Source organism: Sphingomonas pseudosanguinis (genome assembly GCF_014196255.1).
In the GTDB taxonomy this organism is placed as follows: Bacteria; Pseudomonadota; Alphaproteobacteria; order Sphingomonadales; family Sphingomonadaceae; genus Sphingomonas; species Sphingomonas pseudosanguinis.
The window spans coordinates 424,350-439,426 of the sequence record NZ_JACIDH010000001.1 but is presented as its reverse complement, the minus strand read 5'-3'; the positions used below and the strand labels follow the sequence as shown (position 1 = coordinate 439,426).

14 protein-coding genes are annotated in these 15,077 nt (G+C 68.1%); 2 read left to right on the top strand and 12 right to left on the bottom strand.

The window, feature by feature from the left end; translation table 11 throughout:
* Window positions 1-71 precede the first annotated feature (71 nt).
* Entirely contained in the window at window positions 72-1,241 is a 1,170-nt protein-coding gene (locus GGR48_RS02100; protein ID WP_240456156.1) for a TonB family protein, read from the top strand.
* A gap of 195 nt (window positions 1,242-1,436) precedes the next feature.
* Here the strand turns inward: GGR48_RS02100 and GGR48_RS02095 are convergent, their stop codons facing one another.
* The 7 genes from GGR48_RS02095 to GGR48_RS02065 all read right to left on the bottom strand — a co-directional run bounded on the left by GGR48_RS02095 (window position 1,437) and on the right by GGR48_RS02065 (window position 8,611).
* A complete protein-coding gene (locus GGR48_RS02095; protein ID WP_183950240.1) occupies window positions 1,437-1,856 on the bottom strand; it encodes a DUF3035 domain-containing protein in 420 nt (139 codons plus the stop codon).
* Window positions 1,849-2,355: a signal peptidase II gene (gene lspA / locus GGR48_RS02090; protein WP_183950239.1), complete on the bottom strand. Its 507-nt coding sequence runs from the start codon at window positions 2,353-2,355 to the stop codon at window positions 1,849-1,851. Before lspA ends, GGR48_RS02095 begins: the two co-directional genes overlap by 8 nt.
* Window positions 2,348-5,179 carry an isoleucine--tRNA ligase gene (gene ileS / locus GGR48_RS02085; protein ID WP_183950238.1) on the bottom strand — a complete coding sequence of 944 codons (2,832 nt, stop codon included), beginning with the start codon at window positions 5,177-5,179 and terminating at the stop codon, window positions 2,348-2,350. Before ileS ends, lspA begins: the two co-directional genes overlap by 8 nt.
* A gap of 35 nt (window positions 5,180-5,214) precedes the next feature.
* Window positions 5,215-6,165 (bottom strand): bifunctional riboflavin kinase/FAD synthetase, encoded by a 951-nt coding sequence (locus tag GGR48_RS02080; protein ID WP_183950237.1) that lies wholly within the window; start codon window positions 6,163-6,165, stop codon window positions 5,215-5,217.
* Between the two features lie 33 nt (window positions 6,166-6,198).
* Window positions 6,199-7,224: a GGDEF domain-containing protein gene (locus GGR48_RS02075; protein WP_183950236.1), complete on the bottom strand. Its 1,026-nt coding sequence runs from the start codon at window positions 7,222-7,224 to the stop codon at window positions 6,199-6,201.
* Between the two features lie 125 nt (window positions 7,225-7,349).
* The gene (locus tag GGR48_RS02070) at window positions 7,350-7,820 is read right to left on the bottom strand and encodes a dihydrofolate reductase (protein WP_183950235.1); all 471 of its coding nucleotides are present in this window, start codon (window positions 7,818-7,820) and stop codon (window positions 7,350-7,352) included.
* Window positions 7,817-8,611 carry a thymidylate synthase gene (locus tag GGR48_RS02065; protein ID WP_183950234.1) on the bottom strand — a complete coding sequence of 265 codons (795 nt, stop codon included), beginning with the start codon at window positions 8,609-8,611 and terminating at the stop codon, window positions 7,817-7,819. Before GGR48_RS02065 ends, GGR48_RS02070 begins: the two co-directional genes overlap by 4 nt.
* An 85-nt stretch (window positions 8,612-8,696) precedes the next feature.
* On the opposite strand from GGR48_RS02065, the gene GGR48_RS02060 reads away from it, so the two are divergent.
* Window positions 8,697-9,089, top strand: coding sequence for a JAB domain-containing protein (locus GGR48_RS02060; protein WP_338110539.1), 393 nt, complete (start codon window positions 8,697-8,699; stop codon window positions 9,087-9,089).
* 215 nt (window positions 9,090-9,304) lie between these two features.
* Here GGR48_RS02060 and GGR48_RS02055 read toward each other — a convergent pair whose 3' ends face one another.
* The 5 genes from GGR48_RS02055 to GGR48_RS02035 all read right to left on the bottom strand — a co-directional run bounded on the left by GGR48_RS02055 (window position 9,305) and on the right by GGR48_RS02035 (window position 15,074).
* Window positions 9,305-10,048: a TorF family putative porin gene (locus GGR48_RS02055; RefSeq protein WP_183950233.1), complete on the bottom strand. Its 744-nt coding sequence runs from the start codon at window positions 10,046-10,048 to the stop codon at window positions 9,305-9,307.
* A gap of 8 nt (window positions 10,049-10,056) precedes the next feature.
* Complete coding sequence (locus GGR48_RS02050; protein WP_183950232.1) at window positions 10,057-10,503, bottom strand: hypothetical protein; 447 nt, start codon at window positions 10,501-10,503, stop codon at window positions 10,057-10,059.
* 126 nt (window positions 10,504-10,629) lie between these two features.
* A complete protein-coding gene (locus GGR48_RS02045; RefSeq protein ID WP_240456155.1) occupies window positions 10,630-11,382 on the bottom strand; it encodes a class I SAM-dependent methyltransferase in 753 nt (250 codons plus the stop codon).
* A gap of 1 nt (window position 11,383) precedes the next feature.
* On the bottom strand, window positions 11,384-12,511 hold the full coding sequence (gene prfB / locus GGR48_RS02040; RefSeq protein ID WP_183950231.1) for a peptide chain release factor 2: 1,128 nt from the start codon (window positions 12,509-12,511) through the stop codon (window positions 11,384-11,386).
* 64 nt (window positions 12,512-12,575) lie between these two features.
* Window positions 12,576-15,074: a penicillin-binding protein 1A gene (locus GGR48_RS02035; RefSeq protein ID WP_183950230.1), complete on the bottom strand. Its 2,499-nt coding sequence runs from the start codon at window positions 15,072-15,074 to the stop codon at window positions 12,576-12,578.
* Between the last annotated feature and the right edge of the window lie 3 nt (window positions 15,075-15,077).

Here is a 15,077-nt window from a genome sequence, read left to right as displayed (position 1 = left end):
CTGTCATGAAGCCTCCATAAGCTGGCACGATCGGTGCCGACGATCCGGCGCATGATGGGGAGGCTTTCGCGATGATCCGGCCGCTGTTCCTTGCCCTGTTGTCCACGTCGCTGGTGTCGGGCGCACCCGCCGCCTCTCAGACGGGGAAGGCGCGTGTCACCCTACCACCCGCGCCCGCCATCGTTACGATGGCCTCGCCCGCGCCGTCATCGCGCATATTGCTGCAATGGATGCCGGGCCCCGTCACCTGCGACGGCGTGAGCATCACCGGAGCGACGATTCGGCGGCCATGGAATTTGCTGGGCTGGAGCGGTACGAGCACGGCCGACCGCGCGGTCACGCTGCGCTTCGACATCGACCAGGGCGGCCGTGCGGTGTCGGTCATGCGCGACAGCCCCGACTTCGTCCCCTATGCCAACGACATCGCGCCGGCGCTGGTCGCCAGCCGCTTCGCGGCGAACGGCGCGCACCGGGACTGCCGTATCACCTATAGCTCGCGCGCGACGCCGCTCGACCGGGCGGACGTGCCCGAACTGATGTCCTACACCATCCAGCCGCAATCGGGCGCGCTGCCCAAGGAGGGCTGGCTGCGCATCCGCTCAGCCGGCGGCACCTGCCAGGACGATCCGCAGCCCCAGCCGCTGGTCCGCGTCCTGCCCGATTTCGAAAAGCTGTCCGCCACGCCGGGCGCGCGCGGTTGGTCGATGGTCCGCTATGACCTGGACGCCAAGGGCAAGCCGGTGGCGGCCACGCTGCTGACCGGCACCGCCAATCCCGCGCTCGACGCCGCCGCGTTGAAGGCTATCCGCGCCTCGCGCTTTACCGGCGGCCCGCGTACTGGTTGCTTCTATCCCTTCTGGCGCGCACCGGCCACGCTACCCGCCCCCGACATGCCCGAGGCGATCCGCGACACCAAGGTCGCGGGCAATTGCCCCGACGCGCATGACTGGGCGACGCCGCCGCAACTCCGCTTCCCCGAACCCTTTCGCCGCCGTTCGATCGAGGGATGGGCGGTGGTCAGCTATGACGTCGCGCCCTGGGGCGAGCTGGGCAATCTGAAGGTCATCGCCGCACAGCCCGCCAGCGATTTCGGCGAGAGCGCGATCGCCGTGCTGCGCAGCGCCCGCTTCAAGGTCAACGCGCAGGGCTATACCGGCTGCGTCGACCGGGTGCGGTTCAACATGGGGCCGCACAACATGCCCGCGACTGACGCCCCGGAGGCACCGCCGCCGGTCTATTGAGGCGTCGCTCTCCCCCTCCCCTTCAGGGGAGGGGCCGGGGGTGGGGCGCTTCCGCAAGCTTGGCACCCTTGGATAGGCCCCACCCCAACCCCTCCCCTGAAGGGGAGGGGCTCGAGGAACCCACCCGCCCCACGAAAAAAGGGGCCGGAACGCTTGGTCGCGCTCCGGCCCCTTCCCTCTCGACCTATGGCAGGATCAGCGCGTACCGGCGGCGGCGCGGGCGTCCTGGCCGTCGCCTTCGGGGGCGGCGACGATGTCACGGGTGGTCGCGCCCTTGTCGACGACGTTGGTCGCCGGATCGCCGACCGAGGAGCGGATGCCCGCATCGGCGGCGTCGCCACCGGCATTCTGCACCAGGCCATATTCCGACTGGCTGCGCGCCGCCTGACCGCCGAACAGCGCGTCCAGCGTCTGCTGCTGGCCACCGCGCGTCTGCACGGGCGCGGCGCCCGGCTGCGGCGGGACCAGCGCGAAATCGGGCGGGATCACCAGCGAAGGCTGGCGCGCGACGGCGAATTCGTCGGGACGCGCACGGTCCAGGCCACGCCCGGCCCCACATCCCGTCAGCAACGCGGCGCAGGACAAACCTGCGATGACGGGCACCAACTTACGCATTGCTCTTCTCCATAGGAGCAGGCCGATCGCGCACGAGAAGCGCGCGCGCCAGCAAAACCAGAACGCCGATAGTAATCGCCGCATCGGCGACATTGAAGACCAAAAACGGACGCCACTCGCCGAAGTGCAGATCGGCGAAGTCGACGACATAGCCGAAGCGCACCCGGTCGATGATATTGCCCAGCGCCCCGCCCAGCACGCAGCCCAGCGCGACCTGGTCGACCGGATTGCGCTCGCGCGTCATCCAGAAGGCCACCGCCAGCGCGATCGCCCCGGTCATCGCGACCAGCGCCCAGCGCGACGCGTTGCTGTCGGCGGTCAGCAGCCCGAGCGAAATGCCGTAATTGGGCACGAAGCGCAGGTTGAAGAAGCTGGTGATCTCCCGAACGTCGCCCAGCGCGCGCAAGGACAGCGGCCCGGTCACCGCCCATTTGATGAGCTGGTCGACGACGAACAGGATCGCGGCGGTCGCCAGACCGCGGGCGGGCAGCTTAGCCATGGGCGACCACCCCGGCACAGCGTCCGCACAGTTCGCCATCGGCCGCGACATCGGGCAGATGCCGCCAGCAGCGACCGCATTTGTGATAATCGGTCCGCGTCACGCCGACCGTGTCGGCCACCGCGACATCGGCGACGATGAACGCCTCGGCCAGCCCCTGCGCGTCGAGCGGCAGCGACGGCACCGTCACCTCCGCCTCGTTGGACGAACGGATCGTCTTTTCGCGGCGCAGCGGCTCGATCGCCTCGGTCACCTGCGCGCGCAAGGACCGGATCTCGGCCCAACGCGCCATCAGCGCCTCGTCCTCACCCAGCTGCGGCAGTTCGGGCCATTCGAGCAGATGGACCGAGCCGTCCTCCGACGGATAACGCGCCTGCCACACTTCCTCGGCGGTGAAGCACAGGATCGGCGCGGCATAGCGGACCAATGCGTGGAACAGGATGTCGAGCACGGTGCGATAGCTGCGACGCTTCGGATCGGTCGCGGCGTCGCAGTACAGCGAGTCCTTGCGAATATCGAAGAAGAAGGCCGACAGGTCCTCGTTCGCGAAATCGGTCAGCGCGCGTAAGTAACGGTTGAACTCATAGGCCTCGGCCGCGCGGCGCAGCTCGGTGTCGAGGGCGGTCAGGCGCGCCAGGACATAACGCTCCAGCTCGGGCATCGCGTCGAACGAGATGCGCTCCTCGTCCGTAAACCCGTCGAGCGCGCCGAGCATATAGCGGAAGGTGTTGCGCAGCTTGCGATAGCTGTCCGAGGCGGTGGCGAGCACCTCCTTGCCGATGCGGACATCCTCGAAATAGTCGGTCGAGGCGGTCCAGATGCGCAGGATGTCGGCACCCGATTCGCCGATGATCTTCAGCGGATCGACGACATTGCCCAGCGACTTGGACATCTTGCGCCCCTGCCCGTCGAGCGCGAAGCCATGGGTCAGCACCGCGTCGTAAGGCGCGCGCCCGCGCGTGCCGCAGGATTCGAGCAGCGACGACTGGAACCAGCCGCGATGCTGGTCCGACCCTTCGAGATACAGGTTGGCGCGCGTGCCCTCGCCGTACCGCGCCTCGATCACGAAGGCATGGGTCGAGCCCGAGTCGAACCACACGTCAAGGATGTCGTTGACCGGCTCGAAATCGGCGAGATTGTAGTCGGGACCGAGCAGCGCCTGATGGTCGGCGGTGAACCACGCGTCCGCCCCGCCTTCGCGGAAGGCGGCGATGATGCGGGCGTTGACGTCCTTGTCGTTCAGATATTCGCCGGTCTGGCGGTTGACGTACAGCGCGATCGGCACGCCCCAGGCGCGCTGGCGGCTGATGACCCAGTCGGGCCGCCCCTCGACCATCGAGCGGATGCGGTTGCGGCTGCGCTCGGGCACCCAACGGGTCCGCTCGATCGCGTCGAGCGCGGTCTGGCGCAGCGTCGCGCCATTGCCCAGCGGCACGGTTAGGAGCGGCGTCACACCCGAGATGGGGTCGACCTGCGCCATCGCCATTTCCGGCACCAGCGTCGCATCGGCGCGGTCCATCGGGATGAACCATTGCGGCGTGGCGCGGAAGATGACCTTCGCCTTCGACCGCCAGCTATGCGGATAGCTGTGCTGGAAATCGTCCGAGGCGGACAGCAGCGCACCGGCTTCGCGCAGGTCCGAGCAGATCGGGCCCTCGGCGGCGACGAACTTCTTGTTGATGACGCTGCCCTGGCCGCCCAGCCATGCCCAGTCGGGGCGATAGGTACCGTCGCCCTGCACTGCGAAGACGGGGTCGATGCCGTGCGCCTTGCACAGCAGGAAGTCGTCCTCGCCGTGATCAGGGGCCATATGGACCAGGCCCGTACCGGCGTCGGTGGTGACGAACTCGCCCGCCAGGAACGGACGGGGCTTGGCGAAGAAACCGCCCAGCTTGTGCATCGGGTGGAGCGCGGTCGCGCCCTGCAGTACCGGACCCTTGGCCAGCGCGATGAAGCCCTTCATCGTGATGCCGGTGCGCTTGGTGAAGGCGGGCAGCAGCGGCTCGGCGACGAGGTAACGGCGGCCGTCGCACTCGAAGTGCAGATAGTCGATCGCCTCGCCATAGCTCAGCGCCTGGTTGACCGGGATCGTCCAGGGGGTCGTGGTCCAGATGACCGCCAGCGCGCCGACCAGATCGGGATATTCGGGGCAGCTCGCCACCTCGAACCCGACATCGATCTGGGTCGAGACGATGTCTTCATATTCGACCTCGGCCTCGGCCAGCGCGGTCTTTTCGACCGGCGACCACATGACCGGCTTGGCGCCGCGATAGAGTTGACCCGATTCGGCGAACTTCAACAGCTCGCCCGCGATCACCGCCTCGGCGTCATAGGTCATGGTCAGATAGGGGTTGGCCCAGTCGCCCATGATGCCCAGCCGCTCGAACTGTGCCTTTTGCGTGCCGACCCAGGTGTCGGCATAGGCACGGCACTCGGCGCGGAACTGCGCGACGGGCACCTCGTCCTTGTTCAGCTTCTTGGCGCGATACGCCTCTTCGACCTTCCACTCGATCGGCAGGCCGTGACAGTCCCAGCCCGGCACATAGGGCGCATCCTTGCCCATCAGCGTCTGCGAGCGGACGATGATGTCCTTCAGCACCTTGTTGAGCGCATGGCCCATGTGAATGTCGCCATTCGCATAAGGCGGACCGTCATGCAGGATGAACCGCTCACGCCCCGCACGCTCCCGGCGAAGGCGGTCGTACAGCCCCATTTTGGCCCAGCGATCCAGAATCGCCGGTTCCTTGGCGGCAAGCCCCGCCTTCATGGGGAAATCGGTCTTCGGCAGGAAGACGGTGTCGCGGTAATCGGGCGCGTCGGTCATAGGGAACACGCCCTTAACGACTTTAGGTTAACACGTCATGCCGGATTATGCGACGCCGGCATGTGGGCCAGTATCGCCCTGGCACGCGCGCAATCGGCGTCCATCTGCGCGACCAATGCGTCGAGCGTCTCGAACTTAGCCTCGGGCCGCAGATACTCGATCAGCTCGACCGACAGGCGCTGTCCATACAGGTCGCCTGCGAAGTCGAAGAAATAGGGCTCCAGCAATTCCTTAGGCGGATCGAATTGCGGCCGGATGCCCAGATTGGCGGCACCGTCGAGCACCCGCCCGTCCTCCAGGGTCCCGCGCACCGCATAGATGCCGTACGCGGGGCGCAGATATTCGCCCATGTCGAGATTGGCGGTCGGATAGCCGATGGTGCGGCCCAGCTTGTCGCCATGCTGCACCACGCCTTCGATCGTGAAGGGCCGGGTCAACAGCCGCGCGGCCTCGCGCGGTTCGCCGGCGGCCAGATATTGGCGGATACGGGTCGACGACACCGTCTCGCCGTCCAGCGCCACGGGGGCGACCGCGTCGCTCGAAAAGCCCAGCTCGCGTCCCCATTCGCGCAGCGTCGCGACCGTCCCGCTGCGCGCCCGGCCGAAGGTGAAGTCCTCGCCGGTCACCACGCCGCCGATCTTCAGATCGCCGAGCAGCCGTTCCTCGACAAAGGCGCGCGCGCTCAGCGCGGCAAGCGCGGCGTCGAAGCGGAACACCATCATCGCATCGACCCCGGCGGCGGCGAACAGCCGCGCGCGCTGGTCGAGGCTGGTCAGGCGAAAGGGTGCGGCGTCCGGCTTGAACAGGCGGACGGGATGCGGATCGAAGGTCGCGACCAGCGCCGGTCGCCCTTCGGCGCGCGCGCGCGCGACGGCGGCCCCGACCACCGCCTGATGACCGAGATGAAGTCCATCGAAATTGCCCAGCGCGACGATCCCGCCGGCCAGCCCGGGCGGAAGCGGGGTCGCGCCATCGAGACGCTGCATGGCCGCGCGCTATAGCAGGCCCGATCGAATTGGCTAGGCGCGCGACACCACGCGATTGCCCTGCCCGCCGCCGGCGATGGCGCGAAACGCCTCGGCCCGGTCGAACATGTCCTGCATCGGCACCCCCATGCCCGCCGCCACCCCCGCCGACAGGGTAACGACGCCGATCGGCTCGCCCGAGCCGCGCAGCCGCAGCGTGCGCGCCAGCATCGCCGCGCGCGCCTCCTCCATCATCAGCGCCAGATGCGCCAACGGCCGCCCGCGCAGCAGCAGGACGAACAGATTGTCCTCCCACCGGATGATGTCGACGCCCTGACAGCTCTGCCGCAGCGTCGCGACGAAGGTGCGCAGCACATTGTCCGCCACCGACCGGCCATAGCGCGTCTCGATCACGTCCAGATCGTCGAGGCCACAGGTGGCCAGCGCATAGCCATGCGGCTGATCCGGCAGTTCGGCGATCAGCCGGCGCGCGCCGGTCTGGCTCATCACCCCGGTCAGCGGATCGACATCCGGGTCGCGCGGCGCGGTTTCGATCCGGTCGTGCAAGGTTGCGATACTGCCCGACAGCTCGGCCAGATCGCGTTCGGTCCGGGCGATGCGCGCAATCAGCTGTTCGAGCAGCGCGGCGACGTCCTTCGTGCCGTTCGCATCGCCTTCGCCCCGTTGCGCGCGGGACAGCGCGGCCATGTCGCTGGTGAAATCGCTGGTGATCTGCCGCGCGTCGCTGGTCAGCGATTCCAGCCGCTCGGCCTGGACGCCCAGATCGCGCTGCCATGCGCCGTGCCCGTGCCCCGCCTCCTCATGCGCGCGCAGCAGCGGGCGGAGCGCGGCGACATCCTCGGTCGTCAGGCGGACGCCGCCATCGGTGCGCCGTGCGACCTCGCGACCCAGCGCGCTGTCGGGATGGCGGATGGCATAGAGGACGACGGCGCGATTATCGGGACCCTGGTCCAGCCGGTGCCGGTCGAGGAACAGCGCGGCCTCCCGCTCGGCGTCCCAGCCCTGCTCGGCCTCGACATCCGCCCGATCCGCCCCCGACTGCGCCTCACCCCACATCATCCGGCCTTACCGCTCGATTGGTACATCGGCGCATCCGATGGCTGCGCTGATGCGTGTCAGAAGCAGCTGTATGTGGCTTGCCGACACAATTGAAGCGGCGCCGGCCAGGAATCGTGGTTAACGGCTCATGGTTTCACGAGCGAGACAAAAGCATACCCCGGCCGATCGCCCTCGGCGGGATGCGCCTCGCGCGATAGCTCGCGCCAACCGGTGAAGGCGGGGACCACCGCATCGCCCTTTGGCGCGGCATCGATCTCGGTCAGCTCGATCCGGTCCGCGCGGGGCAGGAACAGTGCGAAAATCTCCGCGCCGCCGATGATCGCGACCTCGCCCGGGCCGGCGAGCGCCAGCGCGGCGTCGACGTCATGCGCGACCTCCGCCCCCTCGGCGGCCCAGTGCGGATCGCGGGTCAGCACGATGTGCCGCCGGCCGGGCAGGGGCGCGGGAAAGCTCTCGAAGGTCTTGCGGCCCATGATCATCGGCTTGCCCATGGTCTGCGCCTTGAAATGCTTCAGGTCGGCGGGCAGGTGCCAGGGCAGCTTGCCGTCGCGCCCGATCACGCCGTTGCGCGCGCGCGCCAGCACGAAGACGATCATATCGCCACCGCCGCCTTGATATGCGGCTGCGCGACATAGTCGTGGAGCACGAAATCCTCGAGCGCATAGCCATCGATCGCGTCGGGCCTGCGCACGATCTCCAGCCGGGGCAGCGTGCCCGGCTCGCGGCCGAGCTGCGTCTTGGCCTGTTCGAGGTGGTTGAGGTACAGGTGGCAATCGCCGCCGGTCCAGATGAACTCGCCCACCTCCAGATCGCATTGCTGCGCCAGCATATGGGTCAGCAGTGCATAGGAGGCGATGTTGAACGGCACGCCCAGGAAGATGTCGGCCGAGCGCTGATAGAGTTGCAGCGACAGCCGGCCATTGGCGACATGCGTCTGGAACAGGCAATGGCACGGGGCCAGCGCCATGGCGTGCAGGTCGCCGGGGTTCCAGGCCGACACGATCTGGCGGCGCGAGGCGGGCTGGGTGCGGATCTGTTCGATCAGCTCGGCGATCTGGTCGATATGGCGGCCATCGGCGGTCGCCCAGTCGCGCCATTGCTTGCCATAGACGGGGCCGAGATCGCCCGCTTCGTCGGCCCATTCGTCCCATATGCTGACCTTCTGCTCCTGCAGCCAGCGGACATTGGTGTCGCCGCGCAGGAACCACAGCAACTCGACGATGATCGAGCGCAGGTGCAGCTTCTTGGTGGTCAGGACCGGAAAGCCCCTGGCCAGATCGAAGCGCATCTGGTGGCCGAACACCGACAGCGTGCCGGTGCCGGTCCGGTCCATCTGCTGCACACCCTGGGTCAGCACCCGGTCCATGAGGTCGAGATATTGGCGCATGGCCGGGGCGTAGCGCTGCGGCCATCGTGTCGCAAGCGGAGGCGTCTGACGCTGCGCCGGCGCGCGCGATGCGGCAGGACCGGTCGTGCCCCCCTCAGCCCACCCTGCCCTCCGCATCGCGACGCGCCACGACGCCGAGGCGCTGTTCGCCGGGCTGTCGGGGGGCGCGGTCGAGGCGGTGGGCTTCGCCTATCTGGGTCCGGAACGGAGGTTGTTGGGCTTGCGTCATATCATCGGCCATGCCGACTCGGCGACGGTGCCGGTCGCCCGCATCGCACGGGACGCGATCCTGCTATCGGCGCAGGCGGTCCTGATCGCGCACAACCATCCCGATGGCGATCCCCGCCCCAGCCCCGCCGACCTCGCGCTGACCCGGCGGTTGGCACAGGGTCTGGACATGTTGGGGGTACGGCTTCTCGACCATTTGATCTTCGGCGGCGATCACGTGGCGAGCCTGCGGGATATGGGCGCGATTTAGGGCCGATCGACATTTGACCTTTTCCTCCCCTGCAAGGGGAGGTGGCAGGCCGCAGGCCTGACGGAGGGGTGTCACCGTTGGCGAGATCGGCCTTTACTCACGACCGGGGACACCCCTCCACCATCCTTCGGATGGTCCCCCTCCCCTTGCAGGGGAGGAATGAAGGCAGCCTTGTCTGGCTGTCGATATGGCAATAGCGGGGGCAAAACGCCCGCTTAAAAGCTGAACCGCACCCGCCCGACGATGCGGTCGCCCGAGTGACGCGCATCGGCCAGCATCAGGATCGCGGCCTCACGCTCGGACACGTCGGTCCCGACATAGTCGAGGCCCAGCGTCACCGGTCCGGTCACATGCTCCACACCCAGCCGCCAGTCCGTATAGTCGCCGTCCGGCCGCAAACGTGCGGCGCGGAAGACCTCGACGGTCTTGCCCGTGGAATGGCCGATCCCCGCCAGCAGGGTCCAGGGCGTGCCCGGCACCCCGGCCCGCGCGCCGGCATGGAGATAGAGATTGTCACCACCGATCGCGTTGAGCTGCGACGGCGCGTAATCGGCGCCCGCATCGACCTGAACCGGCCCCAGCGTATAGGCGGCGGAGGCACCCAGCTCGACATAATCGGCGTCGAACTCCGCACCGGCGAAGAAGTGACCGGTCACCCGGCCGCGCACGCTGACCGGGCCGACCATCGTGCCCGCCCCGAGGCTGAGGTCGCCAACCGCGCCCGCGCCGCCATGGCGGGGTGATTCGCGCAGCGCGACGATCCGCCCGCTCGCCTCCAGCACCCCGCGCGTGACGAAGATGTCGGCGGAGGGCGACACCTTGCCCTCGCTCCAGCTCAGGCCGCGACGATTCTCATCGCTGTTCAGCTCGACGCCGATGACGGGACGATCCTGCGCCAGGGCGGGGGTGGCGACAGCGAGGGATGCCAGCAACAGGCCGGCGGGGTACGCGATACGCAAAGGGTTTCTTATCCTTCTCGGGTTTCGGGGTGCAGGCGGTCCATTTCGGCGCGCAGCGTCGGATGGTCTTCCTGCGCCACCGCCTGCAGATGGTCGTGCAGCGCGTCGCGGCGCTCCGCCACTTCCTGCGCGATAGCTTGGCGGCTGGTACTGCACCAGCCCGGACGGCTGCCCTCGATCACATTGTCATGCGCCGCGCTGCGGCTGAGCGTCGCGCCATTGGTCGCGCGCGCCTCGCGGTGGACGATCATGTTCGCCGACCACAGGCAGCGCAGCGTCGAGGGGCGGCCGCCGGTGGTAACCGCGCCGATCTGCTTGTGGGTGACGCCGACATCGGCGCGATAATGGACCGCGACCGGTCCGCTATGATGGTCGACCTGCGTCCGGTGCTCGATTGCACCGTCAGACGCCACCGCCGCCCCAAGCGCGAGCCCGGCGATCAAAAGCGTATTCATCCTTGTCTCCTTCATGCGGTGCCCCGACCCATGCTGGCCGGTGGCCTATCGACACCGTGCGGAGTCGATACCCGATCAATGCATGACAAAGCTGTCAGGTTGCAAATCTGTCACCGCAACGGTGACTTATTTGCCCTTCATCCGGCATGGACGGATCGCGCCCGGTTCGGGGCGGGGGCCGGTGGCGCGGAAGGTTGCCAGATAGCCGCCCGCCGAGGGCATGCTCTCGATCGAGACCTGGGTGAAGCCCACCGCCTCGAACTCGCATTTCAGCAGCGCGGGCGGGGTGCCATGCGCGCGCGTCGCCCGGTCGGCATCGACCACCACGACCAGCCCGTCGGGCTTCAGTGCCGGATGGAGCCGCCAGAGGAATTCATAGGGCTGCCCGATTTCATGATACATATGCACCATCAGCACCCGGTCGAAGCTGTTGGGCGGCAGCTTGGGATCGGCCGCCTCGCCCAGCTTGACGCTGACATTGTCCAGCCGCTCGCGCGCGACGCGCTCGGCCAGCCGGTCGCGCCAGGCGGCGACGATGTCCTCGGCCAGCACGCGGCCTTCCTTGCCGACGCGCTGCGCCAGGCGGACGGTGTAATAGCCCTCGCCCGCGCCGATATCGGCGACGGTCATGCCCGGCCGGATCTTCGCGCGGTCCATGACCTGATCCGCCTCGCGCAGCCGGTCGCGCGCATCCTCGCTCGACCAGCGCGACGAGACGACGTCCGCGACGGGGCGATCCGCCGCCGGAAAGGGGCCGGGCTTGTCGTCATCGGCCTGCTGGTTGATCAGCGGCTTCGAGCCATCGCAACCGGCCACCGCGCCCCCCAGCGCGAGGAGCAGCGCCACCGCCAGCATCGATCCCGCCCCCTGGCTACGCATTTTAGTCGACATCCTCCACCGCGACCGCCTCACCGGTCACGCGCTGCGAGAGGGCGGCGGCCATGAAGCTGTCGAGATCGCCATCGAGCACATCGCCCGGCGCGGTCGAGGTGACGCCGGTACGCAGGTCCTTCACCAGCTGATAGGGCTGGAGCACGTACGACCGGATCTGGTGGCCCCAGCCGATATCGGTCTTGGTCGCGTTCTCCGCGTTCGCCACCGCCTCGCGCTCGGCCAGTTCGCGCTCGTACAGGCGGGCGCGCAGCTGGTTATAGGCCTCGGCCTTGTTCTTGTGCTGCGAACGCTGGTTCTGACACTGCACCACGATGCCGGTCGGCAAGTGGGTGATACGCACCGCCGAGTCGGTGGTGTTGATGTGCTGACCACCCGCACCGCTCGCGCGATAGGTGTCAATGCGCAGCTCGCTCTCGTTGATCTCGACCTCGATATTGTCGTCGATCACCGGATAGACCCACACGCTCGAAAAGCTGGTGTGACGACGCGCGGCGGAATCGTAGGGGCTGATCCGCACCAGCCGGTGCACCCCCGATTCGACCTTGGCATAGCCATAGGCGTTCTCGCCCTTGATCAGCAGCGTCGCCGACTTGATCCCGGCCTGTTCGCCCGCATGATAATCGACCAGCTCGACCTTCATGCCGCGCCGCTCGGCCCAGCGCGTGTACATGCGCTGGAGCATCCCGGCCCAGTCCTGGCTCTCGGTGCCGCCCGCGCCGGCATTGATTTCCAGATAGGTGTCGTTGGCGTCGGCTTCGCCGGCCAGCAGCGCCTTGACCTTGTCGGCCTCCGCCCGCTTGGCGAGATCGCCCAAGCTGGTGACCGCCTCCTTCTCCAGCTCCTCGTCGCCCTCCATCTCTGCCAGCTCGATCAGCTCGACCGTGCCCGACAGCTCGTTCTCGATGGCGCGGGTGGCGGTGATCGCCTCGTCCAGGCGGCGACGCTCGCGCATCACGGCCTGCGCCTGTTTGGGGTCGTTCCACAACGCCTGGTCCTCGACGCGCGCGTTCAGCTCGTCCAGGCGGCGCAGCGCGCGGTCCCAGTCGAGGAAGCGGCGCAGCAGCTCCAGGGCGTCCTTGATCGTGTCGACATGAGCCTGCGCTTCAGCGCGCATGAATATTCTCCGAATCGGTCGTGCGTCCGCCAGACGGGCGGAAAAACGTCATATGGGAAGCGGGCTAGTAGATTCCGCCTTCCCTTTGCAAGAAATCGCTGTCGCGCGGGGGCGCGGGCGTCGCCGGGCCGCTGGGCGTGGCGGGCGCGGTGGTGGCGGCCTCGGCGTTCCGGCGCGCGCGGCGGCGCGGCTCGCTCTCGGGCTTGAACGCTTCCCAGATCACGGCGGGCTTGGGATCGTTGCCGGTCGGGAAGGTGCCATAGACCGGCCGCCCGCTGGCGCGGTCGATCCGCACCATGCGGATGCCCGGCGCGGCACGGAAGGGCAGCTTCTCCAGCCCCTCATAGGCCTTTTCCGCGAACTGGCGGAAGATCGGCACCGCGATCGTGCCACCTTGCGCATAGCCGCCCAGCGAGCGCGGATGGTCATAGCCGATATAGAGGCCGCCGACGAATTGCGGCGTGCCGCCGACGAACCACACATCGGTCGGGCCGTTATTGGTGCCGGTCTTGCCGAACATCGGCCGATCGAGATCGCGCAGACCCGTCGCGGTGCCGCGCTGGATCACGCCCTCGGTGATATGGACCATCTGATAGGCGGTCATCGCGTCCATCACCTGGCGCTGGTGCGAGACCGGCCGCGGCATCGGCTTGCCGTCATAATCGGCCATGTTGCACCGGTCGCAGGCGCGCCAATTCTCCGGCCAGATCACCTTGCCATGCCGGTCCTGCGCGAAGTCGATCAGCGAGGGATCGCCGCCGCGCCCGTTATTGGCGAGGATCGCATAGGCGTTGACCATCTGCGACACCGTCGTCTCGCCCGCGCCCAGCGCATAGGACAGATAGGCCGGGAAATCGCCGATCCCCATCTGCTTGATCATGGCGACGACGTTCTTCATCCCCACCGTGGCGGCGGTGCGCACCGTCATCAGGTTGCGCGACTGCTCGATGCCCCAGCGCATGGTGTGCGGGCCCGCGCCCGCCGAATTGCCGAAATTGCGGAAGCATTTGGTGCCCAGATTGGCACCCTGATCGACGCAGAAGGGCCCGTCGACGATGATCGAGGCCGGCGTCATGCCATGGTCGAGCGCGGCGGAATAGACGATCGGCTTGATCGTCGAGCCCGGCTGGCGCTGCGCCTGGGTGGCGCGATTGAACGCCTGGAGCCGCGCGTCGAACCCGCCCTGCATCGCCAGCACGCGGCCGCTCGCCGGTTCCTCGACGACGAAGCCGCCCGAGATGCGCGGCACCGAGCGCAGGCCGAAGCCGCTACCCTGCGGCGCGACCGCGACGATGTCGCCCACCTTCAGCGCGCTGAACGCGGTCGCCGCCGTGCCCCGGCGCGGCATCTGCGCGGCCGCGCGCGGCAGGCTGCCGGTGCGACCATTGGCGAAGCCGATCGTCGCCTCACCCGTGTCCTTGGCGGTCACGATGCCGGCACGCCAGTCGCGATAGTCGAGGCCGATATTGGTGTTGAGCAGCGCCTGCTGCCAATTGTCGCCGTCCAGATCGACATGGCGGATCGGCCCGGACCAGCCGCGCCCGCCCTCGAACCGGACGAGGCCGTCGCGCAGCGCCTCGGTCGCCAGGTCCTGCAATCGCCGGTCATAGGAGGTGCGCACCCACAGCCCGCCCTCATAGACGCTGTGCGGTCCGCTCTGCGCATTCTCGCCGAACTGCTTGATCAGCTGGCGGCGCACCTCCTCGACGAAATAGCCGCCGACCTGCGCATATTTGGGCGTGCGGCGCAGCACGGTGCCCAGCGGCTCGGCCATCGCCGCATCATATTGCGCGCGGGTGATGAAGCTGTGGTCCAGCATCTCGCGCAGCACATAGGCGCGGCGCTCCAGCGCGCGGTCGGGATGGCGGATGGGGTCGTAGTTAGACGGCCCCTTGGGCAGCACCGCCAGATAGGCCATCTGACCGAGCGTCAGCTCGTTCAGTTCCTTGTCGAAATAGGCATGCGCCGCCGCCTCGACGCCGAAGGCGTTGCGGCCCAGCGCGATCTGGTTGAGATACAGCTCTAGGATCTGCGGCTTGGTCAGCGTCGCCTCGATCTTGTACGCCAGGATCGCCTCGCGCACCTTGCGCGTCGGCGAATAGGCGTTGCCGATCAACAGGTTCTTGGCGACCTGCTGGGTGATGGTCGAACCGCCGCGCGCGCGCCGGCCGCTGCCGAATTTCTTGGCATAGTCGAACACCGCACCCGCCAGCCCGGGATAATCGACGCCGCCATGCTCGAAGAAGCTCTTGTCCTCGGCGGCCAGGAAGGCGCGGACGAGCAGCGGCGGATATTCGCTGAACGACAGCTCGACCCGGCGTTCGCGCGCATAGGACTGGATCGGCGTGCCATCGAGCCCACGCACATGGGTCGGCAGCGGGGGCTCATAGGCCTTGAGCGCGTCGACCGAGGGCAGGTCGCGCATGAAGACCAGCCAGAACACCCCCGCCCCGATCGCGACCAGCAGCGCGAGCGCGGCGAGCCCCTTCACCCACCAACGGCTCCACAGCCGCCGGCGCGGGGTTTCGGGGGATTCGGACGGGTGGGTGGGATCGACGGCCATGGC

Excerpts from the sequence above, each read along its gene's own strand:
- GGR48_RS02100 (WP_240456156.1), top strand. The coding sequence starts at position 72 with ATGATCCGGCCGCTGTTCCTTGCCCTGTTGTCCACGTCGCTGGTGTCG.
- GGR48_RS02095 (WP_183950240.1), bottom strand. The coding sequence starts at position 1,856 with ATGCGTAAGTTGGTGCCCGTCATCGCAGGTTTGTCCTGCGCCGCGTTG.
- lspA (WP_183950239.1), bottom strand. The coding sequence starts at position 2,355 with ATGGCTAAGCTGCCCGCCCGCGGTCTGGCGACCGCCGCGATCCTGTTC.
- ileS (WP_183950238.1), bottom strand. The coding sequence starts at position 5,179 with ATGACCGACGCGCCCGATTACCGCGACACCGTCTTCCTGCCGAAGACC.
- GGR48_RS02080 (WP_183950237.1), bottom strand. The coding sequence starts at position 6,165 with ATGCAGCGTCTCGATGGCGCGACCCCGCTTCCGCCCGGGCTGGCCGGC.
- GGR48_RS02075 (WP_183950236.1), bottom strand. The coding sequence starts at position 7,224 with ATGATGTGGGGTGAGGCGCAGTCGGGGGCGGATCGGGCGGATGTCGAG.
- GGR48_RS02070 (WP_183950235.1), bottom strand. The coding sequence starts at position 7,820 with ATGATCGTCTTCGTGCTGGCGCGCGCGCGCAACGGCGTGATCGGGCGC.
- GGR48_RS02065 (WP_183950234.1), bottom strand. The coding sequence starts at position 8,611 with ATGCGCCAATATCTCGACCTCATGGACCGGGTGCTGACCCAGGGTGTG.
- GGR48_RS02050 (WP_183950232.1), bottom strand. The coding sequence starts at position 10,503 with ATGAATACGCTTTTGATCGCCGGGCTCGCGCTTGGGGCGGCGGTGGCG.
- GGR48_RS02045 (WP_240456155.1), bottom strand. The coding sequence starts at position 11,382 with ATGCGTAGCCAGGGGGCGGGATCGATGCTGGCGGTGGCGCTGCTCCTC.
- prfB (WP_183950231.1), bottom strand. The coding sequence starts at position 12,511 with ATGCGCGCTGAAGCGCAGGCTCATGTCGACACGATCAAGGACGCCCTG.
- GGR48_RS02035 (WP_183950230.1), bottom strand. The coding sequence starts at position 15,074 with ATGGCCGTCGATCCCACCCACCCGTCCGAATCCCCCGAAACCCCGCGC.